The organism is Jatrophihabitans sp. (assembly GCF_036000465.1).
GTDB lineage: Bacteria > Actinomycetota > Actinomycetes > Mycobacteriales > Jatrophihabitantaceae > Jatrophihabitans.
In genome coordinates this window covers 1-17,100 of the sequence record NZ_DASYFV010000042.1, presented here as the reverse complement: position 1 = coordinate 17,100, position 17,100 = coordinate 1, and the positions used below count along the sequence as shown (strand labels likewise).

General features: G+C 72.2%; 15 protein-coding genes and 2 pseudogenes. 7 read left to right on the top strand and 10 right to left on the bottom strand.

What is annotated here, in order from left to right:
- The 3 genes and pseudogenes from VGN18_RS13835 to glpX form a co-directional block, all read right to left on the bottom strand.
- A partial coding sequence (locus tag VGN18_RS13835; protein WP_349259916.1) for a class II fumarate hydratase occupies positions 1–1,169 on the bottom strand: 1,169 nt, incomplete at its 3' end.
- Positions 1,170–1,366: 197 nt separating this feature from the next.
- A pseudogene (locus tag VGN18_RS13830) lies at positions 1,367–1,765 on the bottom strand (YbjQ family protein); the annotation flags it as partial.
- Positions 1,762–2,820, bottom strand: coding sequence for a class II fructose-bisphosphatase (gene glpX / locus VGN18_RS13825; RefSeq protein ID WP_327540284.1), 1,059 nt, complete (start codon positions 2,818–2,820; stop codon positions 1,762–1,764). The pseudogene VGN18_RS13830 and the gene glpX, both read right to left, overlap by 4 nt.
- A 102-nt stretch (positions 2,821–2,922) precedes the next feature.
- Between glpX and VGN18_RS13820 the strand changes: the two genes are divergently transcribed.
- On the top strand, positions 2,923–3,858 hold the full coding sequence (locus tag VGN18_RS13820) for a DMT family transporter (RefSeq protein ID WP_327540283.1): 936 nt from the start codon (positions 2,923–2,925) through the stop codon (positions 3,856–3,858).
- A 66-nt stretch (positions 3,859–3,924) separates the two neighbouring features.
- Here VGN18_RS13820 and VGN18_RS13815 read toward each other — a convergent pair whose 3' ends face one another.
- The 4 genes from VGN18_RS13815 to VGN18_RS13800 all read right to left on the bottom strand — a co-directional run bounded on the left by VGN18_RS13815 (position 3,925) and on the right by VGN18_RS13800 (position 7,121).
- Positions 3,925–4,167, bottom strand: coding sequence for an exodeoxyribonuclease VII small subunit (locus VGN18_RS13815; RefSeq protein ID WP_327540282.1), 243 nt, complete (start codon positions 4,165–4,167; stop codon positions 3,925–3,927).
- Complete coding sequence (gene xseA / locus VGN18_RS13810) at positions 4,145–5,377, bottom strand: exodeoxyribonuclease VII large subunit (protein WP_327540281.1); 1,233 nt, start codon at positions 5,375–5,377, stop codon at positions 4,145–4,147. Before xseA ends, VGN18_RS13815 begins: the two co-directional genes overlap by 23 nt.
- Positions 5,378–5,387: 10 nt before the next feature.
- The gene (locus VGN18_RS13805) at positions 5,388–6,050 is read right to left on the bottom strand and encodes a hypothetical protein (protein WP_327540280.1); all 663 of its coding nucleotides are present in this window, start codon (positions 6,048–6,050) and stop codon (positions 5,388–5,390) included.
- 75 nt (positions 6,051–6,125) lie between these two features.
- The gene (locus tag VGN18_RS13800) at positions 6,126–7,121 is read right to left on the bottom strand and encodes a peptidoglycan DD-metalloendopeptidase family protein (protein WP_327540279.1); all 996 of its coding nucleotides are present in this window, start codon (positions 7,119–7,121) and stop codon (positions 6,126–6,128) included.
- A 148-nt stretch (positions 7,122–7,269) separates the two neighbouring features.
- Here VGN18_RS13800 and VGN18_RS13795 point away from each other — a divergent pair, with 148 nt between their 5' ends.
- A complete protein-coding gene (locus VGN18_RS13795) occupies positions 7,270–8,256 on the top strand; it encodes a 4-hydroxy-3-methylbut-2-enyl diphosphate reductase (protein WP_327540278.1) in 987 nt (328 codons plus the stop codon).
- Positions 8,257–8,367: 111 nt separating this feature from the next.
- Here the strand turns inward: VGN18_RS13795 and VGN18_RS13790 are convergent, their stop codons facing one another.
- The gene (locus VGN18_RS13790) at positions 8,368–8,991 is read right to left on the bottom strand and encodes a DUF6542 domain-containing protein (RefSeq protein ID WP_327540277.1); all 624 of its coding nucleotides are present in this window, start codon (positions 8,989–8,991) and stop codon (positions 8,368–8,370) included.
- 206 nt (positions 8,992–9,197) lie between these two features.
- Between VGN18_RS13790 and VGN18_RS13785 the strand changes: the two genes are divergently transcribed.
- Genes VGN18_RS13785 through VGN18_RS13775 form a run of 3 tightly spaced genes read left to right on the top strand, consistent with a single transcriptional unit; the run spans position 9,198 to position 12,099 of the window.
- Positions 9,198–10,334, top strand: coding sequence for a hypothetical protein (locus tag VGN18_RS13785; RefSeq protein WP_327540276.1), 1,137 nt, complete (start codon positions 9,198–9,200; stop codon positions 10,332–10,334).
- A complete protein-coding gene (locus VGN18_RS13780) occupies positions 10,334–11,269 on the top strand; it encodes an ABC transporter ATP-binding protein (protein WP_327540275.1) in 936 nt (311 codons plus the stop codon). Before VGN18_RS13785 ends, VGN18_RS13780 begins: the two co-directional genes overlap by 1 nt.
- Positions 11,266–12,099 carry an ABC transporter permease gene (locus VGN18_RS13775; RefSeq protein WP_327540274.1) on the top strand — a complete coding sequence of 278 codons (834 nt, stop codon included), beginning with the start codon at positions 11,266–11,268 and terminating at the stop codon, positions 12,097–12,099. Before VGN18_RS13780 ends, VGN18_RS13775 begins: the two co-directional genes overlap by 4 nt.
- 15 nt (positions 12,100–12,114) lie before the next feature.
- On the opposite strand, the gene VGN18_RS13770 is transcribed toward VGN18_RS13775, so the two are convergent.
- Together VGN18_RS13770 and VGN18_RS13765 are read right to left on the bottom strand one after the other, a co-directional pair.
- Positions 12,115–12,912 (bottom strand): esterase/lipase family protein, encoded by a 798-nt coding sequence (locus tag VGN18_RS13770; protein ID WP_327540273.1) that lies wholly within the window; start codon positions 12,910–12,912, stop codon positions 12,115–12,117.
- Positions 12,913–12,947: 35 nt separating this feature from the next.
- Entirely contained in the window at positions 12,948–14,381 is a 1,434-nt protein-coding gene (locus tag VGN18_RS13765; RefSeq protein WP_327540272.1) for a DNA recombination protein RmuC, read from the bottom strand.
- 83 nt (positions 14,382–14,464) lie between these two features.
- On the opposite strand from VGN18_RS13765, the gene ychF reads away from it, so the two are divergent.
- Positions 14,465–15,538 carry a redox-regulated ATPase YchF gene (gene ychF / locus VGN18_RS13760; RefSeq protein ID WP_327540271.1) on the top strand — a complete coding sequence of 358 codons (1,074 nt, stop codon included), beginning with the start codon at positions 14,465–14,467 and terminating at the stop codon, positions 15,536–15,538.
- Between the two features lie 956 nt (positions 15,539–16,494).
- A pseudogene (locus VGN18_RS13755) lies at positions 16,495–17,100 on the top strand (YncE family protein); the annotation flags it as partial.

Genomic DNA, 17,100 nt, shown 5'->3' with positions numbered 1-17,100 from the left:
GGCGAGGATTCGGCGTACTCGCGGCAGCGCTCCTCGTTGGCCTCGATGCCGGACACGCAGCGGTCGGCGAAGACGCGGGTGACGTTGGCGAGCAGCCGGACCGACTCGAGCAGGTTGCGGGCGATCACCGGCAGCATCACGTTGAGTTCGAAGTTGCCGGCCGCGCCGCCCCAGGCCACCGCGGCGTCGTTGCCGACGACTTGCGCCACGACCTGGCACACCGCCTCGCACAGCACCGGGTTGACCTTCCCGGGCATGATCGACGAACCGGGCTGAAGGTCCGGCAGGAACACCTCGGTCAGCCCGGTGCGCGGGCCCGACCCCATCCAGCGGATGTCGTTGCTGATCTTGTTCAGGCCGACCGCGATGGTGCGCAGCACGCCGCTGGCCTCGACGAGCGCGTCGCGCGAGCCCTGCGCCTCGAAGTGGTCGCGGGCCTCGGTGAGCGGCAGGCCGAGGTCGGTCGCCAGCTTGGCGATGACCTCGCCGGCGAGCCCGGCCGGGGCGTTGATGCCGGTGCCGACGGCGGTGCCGCCCAGCGGTAGCTCGCCGACCCGCGGGAGCACGCCCTGCAGCCGGTCGACGCCGTAGCGGACCTGCGCGGCGTAGCCGGCGAACTCCTGGCCGAGGGTGACCGGGGTGGCGTCCATCAGGTGGGTGCGGCCGGATTTCACGACCGTCGCGAACTCGGTGGCCTTCGCCTCGAGGGCCTCGGCGAGGTGACTCAGCGCCGGGATCAGGTCGCCCGAGATCGCGTTCGTCGCGGCGATGTGGATGGCCGCCGGGAACTGGTCGTTGGACGAGAACGGGTCGTTGACGTCGTCGTTCGGATGGACCGCCGAGCCGAGCCGCTCGGCGGCGAGCGAGGCGAGCACCTCGTTGGCGTTCATGTTCGACGACGTGCCCGAGCCGGTCTGGAAGACGTCGATCGGGAACTCGGCGTCCCAGTCGCCACGGGCGACCTCGGTCGCGGCCGCGGCGATGGCCTCGGCCTTGGCCGGGTCGAGCGCGCCGTTGCCGCCGCGGATCGACGCCGACGCGCCCTTGATCGCGGCGAGCGCGGCGATGAGCTCGCGCTCGATCGGGCGTCCGGAGATCGGGAAGTTCTCGACGGCCCGCTGGGTCTGGGCCCGCCACTTCGCGGCGGCCGGGACTCGCACGTCGCCCATCGAATCCTTCTCGATGCGGTACTCCTGCGCAGAACTCACCGTGACTCCTCGGGTCGGTCGACGTCCGAGTTCAGCCTAGTGAGCGCCTGGCATCGCTACTGCTGCGGATACCCCTGCTGTGGTCCATAACCCTGCTGCAGGGGGTAGCCCTGCTGCGGGTAGGCCGGTTGCTGGCCGTAGCCCTGCTGCGGCATCCCCTGCACCGGCTCGGGCGTCGCCGGCGAACCGCCGGTCTGGCCGTAGCCGAGCGCCTGGGCGGTCTGCTTGGCGGCGTCCGAGACGGGGATGGCGACGACGGCGGTGCCGTAGGCGCAGAGCTCGGTCCAGACGTCGCCCATCTCCGAGGTGTCGAAGCGCATGCCGATGACCGCGTTGCCGCCCTTCGCGCGGGCGTGCTCGAGCATGCGCCCCATGACCTCGTTGCGGCTCTCGGACAGGTTTTTGGTCATGCCCTGCAGCTCGCCGCCGAACATCGACTTGAGGCCGGCCCCCATCTGCGAGAAGGCGTTGCGGGAGCGCACGGTCAGGCCGAACACCTCGCCGCAGACCCGCTGGATCTCCCAGCCCGGGATGTCGTTCGTCGTCACGACCATCATGTGCGTTGCTCCCCTTGGTTCCGGTCGAAGTCCACCGCGGAGTATGCCCGCAACTTGCCGAGTTGGTGCAGAGAATCGACGAGCCGGATCGTGCCCGATTTCGAGCGCATGACGATCGACTCCGTCTGCACCGAGTCGGCGTAGTAGCGCACGCCGCGCAGCAGCTCGCCGTCGGTGATGCCGGTGCCGCAGAAGAAGATGTCGTCGCCGCGGACGAGGTCCTCGGTGAACAGCACGCGGTCGAGGTCGTGCCCGGCGCCGATGGCCTTCTGCTTCTCGTCGTCGTCCTGCGGCCACAGCTTGGCCTGGATGACGCCACCCATGCAGCGCAGCGCGGCCGCGGCGATGATGCCCTCCGGCGTGCCGCCGATGCCCAGCAGCAGGTCGACGCCGGTGCCGGGGCGCGCGGCCGAGATGGCGCCGGCGACATCGCCGTCGGTGATGAAGCGGATGCGGGCGCCGGCGTCGCGCACCTCGCGGACGAGCTGCTGGTGGCGGGGACGGTCGAGGATGCAGACGGTGACGTCCTCGGGGTGGCCGCGCTTGGCCTTGGCGACGCGCTTGATGTTCTCGGCGACCGGCGCGGTGATGTCGATGACCTCGGCGGCCTCGGGGCCGGCCGCGATCTTCTCCATGTAGAACACGGCCGAAGGGTCGAACATGGTGCCGCGCTCGGAGACGGCGATGACCGCGATCGAGTTCGGCATGCCCTTGGCCATCAGCGTGGTGCCGTCGATCGGGTCGACCGCGACGTCGCACAGCGGCCCGGTGCCGTCACCGACCTCCTCGCCGTTGTAGAGCATCGGCGCCTCGTCCTTCTCGCCCTCGCCGATGACGACGACGCCGGACATCGAGACCGTGCCGATGAGCGCGCGCATGGCGTCGACCGCCGCGCCGTCGCCGCCGTTCTTGTCGCCGCGGCCGACCCAGCGCCCGGCCGCCATCGCGGCCGCCTCGGTCACGCGGACGAGCTCGAGCGCGAGGTTGCGATCGGGGGCCTTGCGGGAGACGGCGAGCTCGGGCGGAACAGCGGTGTCCGGGGGACCGTCGGGCATGGGCAGGCCTTCCTCTCGGCGGGTATCCATCTTCGCAGACGGGGCCGGTGCCGTCGGCAGCGTCCGCAAATCCGGTAGGCCGTTGCCCTAGCGTCTTCTCGTGTGACGGTGTCGGCGGCATCGAGCACGCGCGCCGGCCTGGTGGCGGTGAGCGCGGGTGCGGTGCTGTGGGGCACCACGGGTGTCGCCGTGCGCATCGTCCACGACCGGATCGGGCTGGCGGCGGTGACGATCGGGTGGATCCGGGTGCTGATCGCGGCGGTCGTCGTCGCCGCCGTCCTCGGCCGGCGCGCGGTGCCGTCGGCCGGCGCCGCCCTGCGCCGCCACCCGGTCGCCCTCGTCGTGGCCGGGATCGGCTTCGGGGCCTATCAGGCGCTCTACTTCCTCGGCGTCGAGGACGTCGGCGTCAGCATCTCGACGCTGGTCAGTCTCGGCATCGCGCCGGTGGCCCTGACGATCGGGACGGCTGTCGCGCGGCGTCGCCTCCCTTCGGCCGGTGGCCTGGCCGTGCTCGCGCTGGCGCTGCTCGGGCTCGGGCTGATCTCGTTGAAGCCGGGCGGCGCGGTGGCACCGCACCCGCTGGTCGGCGTGCTCGCCTCGGTCGCCTCGGGACTCGGCTACGCGGCGATCACCGCGGTGAGCCGTGGCATGTCCGACGAGGACCCGCTGCTGTTGACCGGCGTCACGAGCGTGGTCGCCACGGTGCTGCTGCTGCCCTTCGCGCTGGTCGCCGGCCTGTCGCTGCCGCGCGACGCGACCGCCGGCGGCTGGCTGGTCTACATCGGCGTCGTGCCCACCGTGCTCGCGTACTGGCTGTTCTACCGCGGCCTGCGCTCGACCGTGTCCGAGGTGGCCGGCGTGCTGACGCTGCTGGAACCCCTGACCGCCGCCGTCGCCGCGGCGCTGGTGCTGCACGAGTCGCTCTCGCCCGCGGCCGTGCTCGGGGCGGTGCTCATGCTCGTCGCCGTCGCCTCGCTCTACGTGCGCCGCCCGGAGGAGTCGGTGCCGGAGCTGTCCGAGTCGCCCCCGCCGCCCTGATGAGCCCGCGCGCGGCCGGCGAGGGTCACCCGTGGGGTGGCGCCGGCGGGCGGTCGACCGCAGCGGTCAGTCGCGCGCTTCGACGCCGTCGGCGTCGCGGGCGGCAATAGCCGAGTCGAGCCGTTGCCCGGCGTCGTCGAGCCACTTCTGGCAGACGTCGGCGAGCACCTCGCCGCGTTCCCACAGGGCGAGCGACTCCTCGAGCGACTGGCCGCCGGTTTCGAGCTTGGCGACGATCTCGCGGAGTTCGGTGCGGGCGTCCTCGTAGGGCGGGGTGCCGGGCTGATCAGGCATCGTCTGCTCGCTCATCGCCGGCGACTCTACCGGCGGCGACGGCGACGGCGTCGAAGTCGCCGCCGGCCACCCGCACCCGCAGCGGGCCGGTGGCCTCGGCCGGGGTGCGGACGACGTGCCCGTCCTCGCGCCGGACGATGGCGTAGCCGCGGTCGAGGGTGGCCTGGGGCGACAACGCGCGCACCCGGGCCCGGACGTGGGCGAGGTCGGCGCGGTCGGCGTCGAGAAGGGCTCCCAGCCGCCGGCGGAGGCGGTCGCGGGCGCCTCCGACCTCGTCGGACTCGCGATCGAGGCGGCCGCGGATCGTGCGGGTCAGGCGCTCGGGCAGCCCGGCCATCAGCTCGGTCTCCCGCTCGACCCGGGCCCGGATGCGAGCCCGCGCCCGGACGCGCAACTGCGCCACCTCGCGGAGCTCGTCGGCGATGTCGGGCACGATCCGCTTCGCGGCATCGGTCGGGGTCGATGCGGCGAGGTCGGCGACGAGGTCGAGCAGCGGGGTGTCGGTCTCGTGCCCGATGGCGCTGACGACCGGGGTGAACGCGTCGGACACCGCCCGCACGAGGGTCTCGTTGCTGAACGGCAGCAGGTCCTCGACACTGCCGCCGCCGCGGGCGATGACGATGACGTCCACCTCGGGGTCGCGGTCGAGGCGGCGCAGCGCGTCGACGACCTCGGTGACGGCGTTCGACCCCTGCATGGCGACGTTCTCGAGCCGGAACCGGGCGCCGGGCAGGCGCCGCCGGGCGTTCTCGACGACATCGCGCTCCGCCGCACTCGCCCGGCCGGTGATGAGCCCGATCGTTCGGGGGAGGAACGGCAGCGCGCGCTTGCGCTCGTAGGCGAACAGGCCCTCGGCGGCCAGCAACCGCTTGAGCGCCTCGAGCCGGGCGAGCAGTTCGCCGAGCCCGACCTGACGCACCTCGAGGGCGCGCAGGCTCAGCGACCCGCGCTCGAGGTAGAAGTCCGGACGGGCCCGCAGCACCACCCGGGTCCCCTCGGTGACCGAATCGGGCAGCACGCCGCGCGGGCAGGTGACGTTCAGCGAGATGTTGGCGTCCGGATCGCGCAGCGTCAGGAACTGGGTGGCCACGCCGGGGCGGCGGGTGAGCTGGGCGATCTGACCGTCGACCCAGATCTCGCCGAGCCGGGCGATCCATTCGCCGAGCCGGATCGCGACGACCCGGACCGGGACCGGCGATTCGGCCGACGTCTCGAGTCGCGCCACAGCCCGTCGCTCAGTCGTCGTCGCCGGCGGCGTCGAAGGCCGACGGCGCCGTGTGGCGGGGCTGGTTGACGGTCTTGCCGCGGGTGGGCTCCGACTCCACGGCGGCCGCCTGCTCGGCCGGGGCCATCTTCCTCGCGGGAGCGGCCTTCCTCGCGGGAGCGGCCTTCTTCGCCGGGGCGGACTTCGCTGCCGCCGACTTCGCTGCCGCGGCCTTCTTCGCCGGTACCTTCCTGGCCGGGGCCGCCCCGCCGGCCGGCGCGGCTTTCCTCGCCGCGGCCTGGCGGGCCTCGTCGAGATCGGCGACCTCGGCCTCACGGCGCGTGTTGGCGGCCGGATCGCTCACGCCGAAGAGGTCGTCGAGCATCCGGGTCGCCTCGGCGTCAGCCGCACCGAACCCGTTCGGACCCGACGCGGAGCCCAACTCGTCGACCGACAGCGGCGCGTCGAAGGTCGCCCACGCGGGCGGCTCCTCGGTCGTCGGCCGGCGGTTGAGGACCTCGTCCCCGCGGGCCGCGAGACGCGCGTAACGCTGCTGCGCGCGCAACGACGCCTGCAGCGCCGTGCTCACCGCGAGCATGGGCAACTCGATGGCGCGGTCGGGCAGGTGCCGGGCCTCCTCGGCGGCAGAGACGACGAGACCGACGGCGGCGCGCAGCGGACCGGGAAGGTGCATGGCTCCACCCTGCCCCATCGAGACGTTTGCTTCCATCGCGGAGTCCCCTGGGCTCAGGGGACTCCGCGATGAGGGTCAGCTGGTCGAGATGCGAACCACGCCGGCGGCGCTCCACCCCACCGTGCCGTGGAAGCTGACGTCGACCGCGTACAGCCGGCCGGTGCTGAGGCCGGTGACCGTCACCGAGCGGGCGGTCCCGGAGAGGGTGACGAAACGCGAGTGCCACGGCTGCTCGTAACGACCGGAGCCGAGATAGCGCGACAGCTTGAGCTGGACCTGACCGACGTGCGCGTAGGTCGACGGCGCCGTCCACCGCACCGTGAGTGCTCCGGATCCGGCGCGCGCGGCCGAGACCGAGGGGTGGTACGCCGTCCTCGGCAGGATGGTGGGCAGGCAGGCGCTGCCGACCGCCGGCAACGCCGAGTTCTGCGGCACCTGGTTCCAGCGCGAGTACCGGCCGCCGAAGAGCGCGTGGGGCCAGACGACCGCGCGCGTCCCCGCACACGCGATCATCGTCGGACGCTCGACCGAGATGCCGTGGGCGCCGTGGATGTCGACGATGACGTCGGTGTAGGAGACGTTGCAGAACGGAATCTTGCCGGTCGTGCCAACCGTGCCGATGCGCTGGCCGGCGGCGACCAGCTGGCCGTCCCGGCCGATGATCTGCGACAGGTGGGTGTACTTCGTCGTCACACTGCCACCGTGGTCGATCCAGACCCACGTGCCCCACGACGAGCCCTGGCCGCACGCGCTGCCATGGGCGTCGCCGATGTGCAGGACGCCCGCGCCCATCGCGTAGACGCCGGCGTGCGAGATCTTGCTCGCGAAGTGCTTGTCCTGGCCGGCCGGGGTGACCGTGAACGCCCAGAAGTTGTTGCTCTGGGTGCAGCCCGGATTGGACTTCACGCAGTCGAGGAACCCGGCGTCGCGCAGCGGGTAGAACAGCGGATCGGAGTACGGGTGGTCGCCGCGGGTGGGGGCGAGAGCGAGAGCGGGGGAGCCGCTGCCGACGACCAGGCAGGTCGCGGCCAGGAGCACCGCGAGCACTGCACGAATCAGGATTTTGCGCATGGGGGAACCTCCGGGGGTTACCGGCAGTCGGGGGAGAGGGGGACCGGCAGTGTCGATTGTACGGCCGGAAACGGGGTCTGTGACCTGGCTCATGCCTGAAATTCGATCAAGGAATGGTCCGGTCCGGCGGTCCGTACGATGGGGTCACATGACGTCCAGTACGACAGCCCCCGCGCCCGCGCCGTCCGGGAAGCGGGTCCTGCTCGCCAAACCACGGGGTTACTGCGCCGGGGTCGACCGGGCCGTGCAGACCGTCGAACACGCGCTGGACCACTACGGGGCGCCGGTCTATGTGCGCAAGCAGATCGTGCACAACCTGCACGTCGTCCGTGCCCTCGAGGCCCGCGGCGCCATCTTCGTCGAGGAGAACAGCGAGGTGCCCGAGGGGTCGATCGTCGTCTTCTCCGCCCACGGTGTGGCCCCGGAGGTGCACGAGCAGGCGGCCGAGCGCGGGCTCAAGGCCATCGACGCCACGTGCCCGCTCGTCACCAAGGTGCATCACGAGGTGCGCCGCTTCGCCAAGGACGACTTCGACATCCTGCTCATCGGACACGAGGGTCACGAGGAGGTCGTCGGCACCAGCGGTGAGGCGCCCGACAACATCACCATCGTCGACGGGCCGGAGGGTGTCGGCCACGTCGAGGTCCGCGACCCGGAGAGGGTCGTCTGGCTGTCGCAGACCACCCTCTCGGTCGACGAGACGATGCAGACGGTCGACGCGCTGCGCGAGCGCTTCCCGCTGCTGCAGTCGCCGCCGTCCGACGACATCTGTTACGCCACCCAGAACCGCCAGGCGGCGGTGAAGACGATCGCCCCCCGCGTCGACCTGTTCCTCGTCGTCGGCTCGGGCAACTCGTCGAACTCGGTGCGCATGGTCGAGGTCGCGGCGGCGGCGGGCGCGAAGGCGGCCTACCTCGTCGAGAACGCCGGCGCCATCGACGAGACCTGGCTCGACGGCGTCTCGATCGTGGGCCTGTCGTCCGGCGCGTCGGTGCCCGAGATCCTGGTGCACGAGGTGACCGACTGGCTGGCCCAGCGGGGCTACGGCGACGTCGAGGAGGTCAGCCACACCGAGGAGCGGCTGGCGTTCGCGCTCCCGCAGGAGCTGCGCCGCGAAATGCGGACAAAGAGCTAATCTCCTCCCGGATGCCGGGAGGGGCGCGCCGCGGAATTCGCGAGAAGTGGGTGGTGTGACGACTGCGGCGAGATGCTCATCCGCCCCGTCGGCGCAGCAGGGATAGCAGCGCTATTTGCGCAGGAACATCCGGATGCCGGCGATGATGAGCACCGCCGCGCTGGCCGCGGCGATCGCCGGGAAGCCGTAGACGAGGTAGTTGGCAGCGGCGTCGAACACGACCCGCTTGTCGTGCAGGCCGCCCGAGCGCAGGTAGAGCTGGAACACCGCGGCCAGCGAGTAGACGATCGGTGGGGCGATGACGATCGGGAACATGTGCGACCGCTTCACGATCAGGATCGCCACGACCGAGGCCGCCACGATGCCGATGTTGAACCCGCCGCGCACCTGGAACGAGCCGATCGTGTCGATGATGCCGCCGACGACCGCGATGCCGATCAGGACGAGCAGGGCGAGCCACCACGGCGCGCCGCGCTCGGCCACGGCCGGGCGCTCGTAACCGAGGCGGCCGTCGCGGCCGTAGGACTCGGCGGCGCGGGTGTCGCGGCGATCAGCCACCCGCTGGGCCCGCTGCTGCTCGCGAGGGGCGGGGCCGGCCGGGCTCCAGCCGTCGTCGCGCGAGGGCCGAGGGGCGTCGCGGGCCGGGGGAACGCTTCGGTAGGCGCCGCTCTGGACAGCGGTGGAGGGACCCCACCCGTCGTCGGCGGGGGCGCCCGGACCGGCAGAACGCGTCACTGCGGCTCCCATCGACTCGATCCCGGCTCGGCGTTATTGCTCCGTTACCGTACCCGGAATCGCTGAGTCCTCACCCAGTGACGCGGCGCCGGACGCCGACAGGATGCCATCCGATTGTCATCTTCCGGTCATTCCGGGGACACCGGAAGATCGACTTCTGCAGCTTCGGCTCGAACCCCGCGCCCACCCCGGACGTACTGTGAAGCATGAGGCGGCGCGGGCGTTGGGCGGTCGTCGCCGCGATCACCGCCGCCCTCGTCGCGATGCCCCTGGTGCTGCGGGCCTGGCCGGTCGGCGCGAGCCGGATCGGCGCCCGGCAGCTGCTCGCCCGCATCGTCGCTTCGGGGTCGGTCGGCTACGCGGGTTACGCCCAGTCGCAGGGCGGGCTCACCCTGCCCGTCGCGGCCGGTGACTTCAGCGTCATCGACGACCTGTTCGGTGGCACCAGCCGGCTGCGGGTGTGGTGGCGCTCCCCGCACGACTGGCGGGTCGACTCGGTCGGGCTCACGGGGGAATCCGACACCCACGAGGACGCCGCCGGCGTGTGGACGTGGGACTACGAGTCGAACACCGCGCGGCGTACCGATTACACCGGGTCGAGCGGGATCACCGGCACGCCGAACGCGCGGCCGCCCGTGCGGCTGCCCCGCAGCGACGACCTCCTGCCGGCCTCGCTCGGACGGCGGCTGCTCAGCGAGGCCGACCCGGGCCGGACGCAGCGCATCCCCGATGCGCGCGTCGCCGGGTACGACGCCGCCGGGCTGCGGCTCCACCTCGACGACGCGCGCTCGACCATCGACCACATCGACGTCTGGGCACTGCCGTCGAACGGCCTGCCGGTGCGGGTGGTGGTCTACGGGGACGACGGCTCGCAGGTCGTCTCGACGTCCTACCTCGACCTGTCCCTGGGCCGGCCGTCCGCCGGGGCGACGGCGTTCCGGCCGGCCCCGGCCGCCAAGGTCGAGTCCGGCGAGTTCACCGACATCGTCGCGGCCATCGACCGGTTCGGGCGCAGCACCCCACCGCCGAGCGTGGCCGGGATGGCGCGGCGCCGCGACATCGATCTCGGCGCCGTCGGGGTGTACGGCCGCGGCGTCGACCTGCTCGTGGCCGTGCCGCTCTCGGCGCACCTGGCCGGCGAGTTCGTGCCGCAGCTGCGCAAGACCCCGGGGTCGGTCGAGGACGACAACGGCATCGCGATCGGCGTCGGGCCGCTGAACCTGCAGCTGTCGCACCCCTACGGTTTCGGGGCACGGTGGCTGCTGGTCGGCACCCTGACCGCAGCCACGCTCGCCGCGGCCGTCGCCGAGCTGCCCGAGGCGCGCGGATTCGGGTTCGACTGATGATCCGCACCCAGGGGCTCACGAAGCGCTACGGCTCGGTGCTCGCGGTCGACGGCGTCGATCTCGATGTGCGCGAGGGTGATGTGTACGGCTTCCTCGGCGCGAACGGGTCGGGCAAGACGACCACGGTGCGCATGCTGCTCGGACTCGTGCTGGCCACGACCGGCGCGATCGAGCTGTTCGACGAGGCGATGCCGCGCGCGGCGGCCCGGGTGCTTCCGCGGGTGGGGACCCTGGTCGAGGGGCCGGCCGCCTACGGGCACCTGTCGGCCCGCACCAACCTGGAGCTGATCGATGCCAGCGCAACGTCGGCGGGACGGGCCGGGCGGCGCACCCGGAAGGCGCGCATCGACGGCGTCCTCGAGCAGGTGGGGCTGGCCGGCATCGGGAAACGTCCGGTGAAGGCGTTCTCGCTCGGCATGCGGCAGCGGCTGGGACTGGCCGCCGCCCTGCTGCGCCGCCCCGACCTGCTGATCCTCGATGAACCGACCAACGGCCTCGACCCCCAGGGCATCCACGAGATGCGTGACCTGCTGCTCGCGCTGAACGCGGCGGGCACGACCGTCTTTCTGTCGAGCCACCTGCTGTCCGAGGTCGAGCAGATGTGCACCCGGGTCGGCGTGCTGGACCGCGGCCGGCTCGTCGTGCAGGACTCGCTCCACGCGCTGCGGGCGCCGACCGGCCGCACCGAGGTGCGCACCCCCGACCCGACGGCGGCCCTCGCGCTGCTCGACGGCCGGGTCGAGGAGCGCGACGGTGAGCGGCTGCTGGTGCGCGCGCCCGATCCGGCCGAGCTCAACGCCCTGCTCGTCCGGGGCGGTGTGCCGGTGTCGGGGCTGGCACTGGAACGGCGCTCGCTCGAGGAGGTCATCCTGGAGCGGACGTCGGCCGGGGCCGATCGCGTCGACGGGCCGCACCAGGTGGTCGGGCCGTGATCCGGGTCGAGCTCCGCAAGCTGGCGCTGCGGCCGCGCACCTGGTTGACGCTGCTGCTGCTCAACCTGCTGCCGACCGTCGTCGCGGTGCTGCTGGCCGTCACCGACCTCGGGCCGCGGCCGGGCACGGGCCCCGCGTTCCTGTCGGCGGTGCTGTCGAACGGGTCGCTGTTCTCGGTCGCCGCGCTGGCCATCGTGCTGCCGCTGTTCCTGCCGATCGCGGTGGCGGTCATCGCCGGCGACTCGATCGCCGGCGAGGCGCAGGGTGGCACCTTGCGCTACCTGCTGGCGCGTCCGGTCGGGCGCACCCGACTGCTCGTCGCCAAGCTCGTCGTGGTGCTCGTGTTCACCTTCACCGCCGTCGCGCTCGTGGCCGGGATCGGCTTCCTCGTGGGCATCCTGACGCTCGGGGGCCGGCCGGTGACGGCCTCGACCTCGATCTCCACCTCGATCATCAGCGTGTCCGGCTCGCTGCTGTCGCCGGGGCAGATCGCGCTGCGGGTGGTCGTTTCCGTCGGCTACGTCGCGCTGTCCATGCTCGGGGTCGCGGCGCTGGCGCTGCTGCTGTCGACCTTCACCGACTCGCCGCTCGCCGCGACCCTCGGCGCCATCGCCTTCCTCATCGGCTCCTCGCTGCTGCTCACCCTCGACGCCGCGCGGGCGCTGCAGCCCTACCTGCCCACCCGGTACTGGCTGTCGTTCATCGACCTGTTCCGTGATCCGATCCTGTGGCGCGACGTCGAGCGGGGGGCGCTGCTGCAGCTGGTCTACGTCGTGGTGTTCCTCGGCGCCGCCTGGGCCAACTTCAGCACGAAGGACGTCACCTCCTAGCTGGACCGGAGCGTCTTACGGCCGGGGCACGCCGCAGCGCGTCGGCGTGACCGGCGGTCCGGCGGCCAGTTCGGCCAGCACCACCGACTGGACATCCGGGTCGGTCGGCAGGCCGCCGTGGTTCACCGTGTCGTGGGGGCAGACGCTCTGCACGGTCAGGTCGAGGGCGCCCTCGAGGGCGGCCGAGGCCGGGGGCAGCACGGTGTCGTCGTGGGTCGTCCAGACCGAGACCCAGGTCGGGCCGGGCGGTGTCTCGTCGCCGGCGTTGAGCGCGGCCAGCAACCCGCTCGTGGGGGACAGCTGGCGGCAGGCGGTGGGGCAGGCGCCGGGCAGCGTGCTGCCGGCGAGCGCGGCGATGTCGGTGCCGTGGTGCGGCGCCCCCAGCGTGATGACCCGCCGCGCCTGGCGCGCGCCGCCGTGGTCGCGCACCCAGAGCCGGGCGACGACCCCGCCGGCCGAGTATCCGATCACGTCGACCGATGCGGCGCGGGTGCGGCGCAGCACGGCGTCGACGGCGCGGCCGAGTGCGCGGGCCTGGGCGTCGAGATCACCCCGGCCGTCGCCGGGCAGGGTGACGACGGTGGCGTCCTTGCCGTGGCGGCGCAGCACCCCGGCCAGCTCGGACACGGCGGTCGTGGAGCCGCCGTAGCCCGGCACGAGCAGCACCGGCCCGGGCATCTGCTGCGACACCGGCGCTGCGGGATCGGACCGGCTCGCGACCACCGCGAGCACGGCCGCCACGACCGCGGCCACGACGACCCCGATCGCGATCAGGACGAGCCGTCGCCGGGCCGGGGCGAGCGACGACAGCATCACGCCATCGTGCCCGCCGCGGCTGTGGGCGCGGGTCAGCTGGTCTGGCGATGCTCCGGCTCGGGGGCGGAGGGGAGCAGCTCGCCCTGGCCCTGCGGCACCCGGTGCTTCGGCAGCGCGACGACCCGCTGCTCGGTGACCTCGGGGGCCTGGGTCGAGCGGGCGGTCTCGGTGACCTGGGCCGGCGCGGTGATGGCGTCGCCCGGCTCGACCACCTTGAGGTCGATCATCTTGCGGGCGCTGACGAGCACCCGGCTCTCGAGCGACGACACCGTCTGGTTGTACGAGCCGACGGCGCTGTTCAGCGAGCGGCCGAGCTTGTCGATGTGCCCGCCCATCGTGGACAGCCGCTGGTAGAGCTCACGGCCGAGCTTGTGCACCTCGGCGGCGTTCGCGGCCAGCGCTTCCTGGCGCCAGGTGTAGGCGACGGTGCGCAGCAGCGCCACGAGGGTCGACGGCGTCGCCACCACCACGTTGCGGTCGAAGGCGTGTTCGAGCAGGGCCGGGTCCTCGCGCAGCGCGGCGTCGAGGAACGCGTCGGCCGGCACGAAGCAGACGACGAACTCGGGGGAGGGCGAGAAGTGCTCGTAGTAGGACTTGTCGCCCAGCGCGTCGATGTGGGTGCGCAGATGCCGGGCGTGCGCGCGCAGGCGGGCGGCGCGGGTCGACTCGTCCCGGGCCTCCATCGCCTCGAGGTAGCCGGCGAACGCGACCTTGGAGTCGACGACCACGCTCTTGCCGCCCACGAGCTGCACCACCATGTCGGGGCGCAGTTTGCCGTCGGGCCCGGCCACGGTGGCCTGGGTGACGTAGTCGATGTGCTCGGTCATGCCGGCCGCCTCGACCGCCCGCTCGAGCTGCATCTCGCCCCAGCGCCCGCGCACCTGCGGCGCCCGCAGCGCGGTGACGAGCTGGGTCGTCTCCAGACGCAGCTGCTCGGAGGTCTGGCGCATCGTGCCGATCTGCTCGAGCAGCGCGGAGTACGAACCGGCCCGCGCCTTCTCGACCGAGTTGAGCTGCTGCTGCACCTTCTCCAGCGATTCGCGCAGCGGCCCGACCATGCCCTCGATGGCCTGCTGGCGCTGGGCGAGCTCGCCGTCGGCGCTGGACTTCACGGTCGCGAGCTTCGCCTCGGCCAGCGCGGCGAACGCCTCGTTGTTGCGGTTGAGCGCCTCGCCGGCCAGCGCGCCGAACATCTGCTGCAGCCGCTTCTCGGCCGCGGCCTCGGACTCGTGACGGTCCTGGGCGGCGGCGCGTTCGGAGTCGAGCGTCGCCTCCATGCGGGCCAACTCCTCGCTGACCTGGCGGGTCTCGGCCTGGGCCGCGGCGACGGCGGCCCGCCCCGCGGCCTCGGCCTCGGCCACCGCGTCGCGCGCCGCCGAATCGCCGCGGAACCGTCCGTAGAGCACGCCGATCACGGCGCCGGCGGCGAGCGTCAGGACCGCGACGAGCAGGGCAGTGGTGTTCATGTGTTCGATGCTCACACCGGGGTCCGACAGTTTCGGGACCGACGCGCCGGGGCCACGTCCCGAGGCCCGTAGAATCGCCCCACGTGAGTCTCACCATCGGCATCGTCGGCCTGCCCAACGTCGGCAAATCCACCCTTTTCAACGCGCTGACGAAGAACGACGTGCTGGCCGCGAACTACCCGTTCGCCACGATCGACCCGAACGTGGGCGTGGTCGGCGTCCCGGACCAGCGGCTCGACGTGCTGGCCGGACTGTTCTCCTCGGCCAAGGTCGTCCCGGCCACCGTGTCGTTCGTCGACATCGCCGGCATCGTCCGCGGTGCGAGCACCGGTGAGGGGCTGGGCAACAAGTTCCTGGCCAACATCCGCGAGGCCGACGCGATCTGCCAGGTCATCCGCGCGTTCAGCGACCCGAACGTGGTGCACGTCGACGGCAAGGTGTCGCCCAAGGACGACATCGAGACCATCAACACCGAGCTGATCCTGGCTGACCTGCAGACCATCGAGAACGCGCTCCCGCGGCTGCAGAAGGAGGTGCGGCTGCACAAGGACCGCGCGCCGATCCTCGCCGCGGCCGAGCAGGCCCGGGAGCTGCTGCAGACCGGTAAGACCCTCTATGGGGCGGACCTCGACGTCGCGGCACTGCGCGAGCTCACCCTCATGACCACCAAGCCGTTCCTGTACGTCTTCAACGTCGACCCGGACGAGATCGCGAACGCCGAGTTCACCGACGAGCTCCGCGCGCTCGTCGCGCCGGCCGAGGCGATCTTCCTCGACGCCAAGACCGAGGCCGAGCTGATCGAGCTCGACGCCGACGAGGCGCTCGAGCTGCTGCAGTCGATGGGGCAGGAGCAGTCGGGCATCGACCAGCTCGCCGGCGTCGGCTTCCGCACCCTCGGCTTGCAGACCTACCTCACCGCCGGCCCGAAGGAGTCGCGGGCCTGGACGATCAAGGTCGGCGCCACCGCCCCGCAGGCCGCCGGCGTCATCCACACCGACTTCGAGCGCGGCTTCATCAAGGCCGAGGTGGTGTCCTTCGACGACCTCGTCGCCGCCGGTTCGATGGCCGAGGCCAAGGCCCGCGGCCAGGTGCGCATCGAGGGCAAGGACTACGTGATGGCCGACGGTGACGTCGTGGAGTTCCGCTTCAACGTGTAGCGCGCGATGGAGTGCGCGCTGCACCGAGACGACGTCGCAGCCGGCCGCGATGAGGCCGTGCCGGCGACCGGTCTGCCGTTCGGTGCCCTGACGCCTTACCTGGATCTCGTCGACGGGCCAACGTTGTCGATCTGGCCCGCTCTCCGTCGAAGCTCGGTTCCGGCCTCGACAGTCGCCAAGGTTCGCTGAGGCATCATGGGGAACCGTCTGTGCTGGCGCCCCGCTCTCAGGCTCACGGGGAGAGGACGACGTAGTCGTCTCGTGCCGTCGGGTGCGTCCAGGGAGGATCGTGAGCCACCCTGGCGCAGCAGACCGGAGGAAGCTTCCACACCGCGGCGTCGGCCGAGGAACTGCTCTGTCGTCTACAGCGACATCGGACGCCAGGTCGGGTACACCACCGCCCGACACCTGATCGGCTGGCGGTTCTTCGCTGTCGCAACCTTGCTGGCCTTCGCGGCCGCCGGTTCCTCCATGCTGTGGGCCGGACGGATCCTGTAGGCCGCAGGTCGTCGCCGGGCCGCGCTGTGAATCCGCCACGGGAGGGCAAGGACGCAGACGATCGCCCGTGGCGGCTCGCCGGGTTAGTTTGATGGCGTGACCCGCGCCGCTGTCCCGACCGTCTGCGCCACCACCCACGCCGGCCAGGCCGAGGAATGACGAACGTGGGCCGGCGCCCGGTCGGCCGTCATCAGGCCCACCGCAAACGTGGACACGGCTCTCGAACGGCCGTGTTGGGCGTGGTGGGCGTCCTGGTGCTCGGAGCCGTGACCTGGAGGGTCGCCGACGAGGCGTCCGTCGCGGGGTCGGCGGTGACGGGAGGATCCCGCGCCGCCTCCGCGAGGCCGACCTCGACCGGAACGCACGTCTCCCAGCATCAGCCGCGGGACGCAGCGCTGCTTCCCGGCATGCCTGCGCCGTTGTCACCGTCCGACGTGTACGCCGCCGACCGACCAGGAATGCTCAGCCCCGCGGTCCGCGGCGACCGACCGTTGGTGTACGTCCCCAACACCAACAGCAACACCGTCTCGGTCATCGACCAACGGACCATGAAGGTCATCGCCACCTTCGCCGGCGGCCACGAACCACAGCACGTCGTGCCCGCCTACGACCTGCGCACGCTCTACGTCGCGGCCGACTACGTGCCGGCCCGCGGTGGCCCCGGCGACGGCAGCCTCACGCCGATCGACCCGCGTACCGGAACCCCAGGTCGGCCGATCAAGATCGATGACCCCTACAACCTCTACTTCACTCCGGACGGCCGCTACGGCATCGTCGTCGCCGAGTCACGCAAACGCCTCGACTTCTACGACCCGCACCGGTGGATCCGACTCCGCTCGCTGCCCGTACCGACCTGCGCGGGCGTGGACCACATGGACTTCACCGCCGACGGGCGCACGCTGCTGGCCAGCTGCGAGTTCGCGGATGCGGTCGTCGAGATCGACGTGGCCTCGGAGAAGGTCGTGCGGACGATCCACCTGCCCCGCATGTCGAACGGCATGCCGCAGGACGTGAAGTTGTCGCCGGACGGCCGGGTCTTCTACGTCGCCGACATGATGGCCGAC

What these genes read in the sequence shown, in the direction of transcription:
- glpX (WP_327540284.1), bottom strand. Translation starts at nt 2,820, where the DNA reads ATGCCCGACGGTCCCCCGGACACCGCTGTTCCGCCCGAGCTCGCCGTC.
- VGN18_RS13815 (WP_327540282.1), bottom strand. Translation starts at nt 4,167, where the DNA reads ATGAGCGAGCAGACGATGCCTGATCAGCCCGGCACCCCGCCCTACGAG.
- VGN18_RS13805 (WP_327540280.1), bottom strand. Translation starts at nt 6,050, where the DNA reads ATGCACCTTCCCGGTCCGCTGCGCGCCGCCGTCGGTCTCGTCGTCTCT.
- VGN18_RS13800 (WP_327540279.1), bottom strand. Translation starts at nt 7,121, where the DNA reads ATGCGCAAAATCCTGATTCGTGCAGTGCTCGCGGTGCTCCTGGCCGCG.
- VGN18_RS13795 (WP_327540278.1), top strand. Translation starts at nt 7,270, where the DNA reads ATGACGTCCAGTACGACAGCCCCCGCGCCCGCGCCGTCCGGGAAGCGG.
- VGN18_RS13785 (WP_327540276.1), top strand. Translation starts at nt 9,198, where the DNA reads ATGAGGCGGCGCGGGCGTTGGGCGGTCGTCGCCGCGATCACCGCCGCC.
- VGN18_RS13780 (WP_327540275.1), top strand. Translation starts at nt 10,334, where the DNA reads ATGATCCGCACCCAGGGGCTCACGAAGCGCTACGGCTCGGTGCTCGCG.
- VGN18_RS13770 (WP_327540273.1), bottom strand. Translation starts at nt 12,912, where the DNA reads ATGCTGTCGTCGCTCGCCCCGGCCCGGCGACGGCTCGTCCTGATCGCG.
- VGN18_RS13765 (WP_327540272.1), bottom strand. Translation starts at nt 14,381, where the DNA reads ATGAACACCACTGCCCTGCTCGTCGCGGTCCTGACGCTCGCCGCCGGC.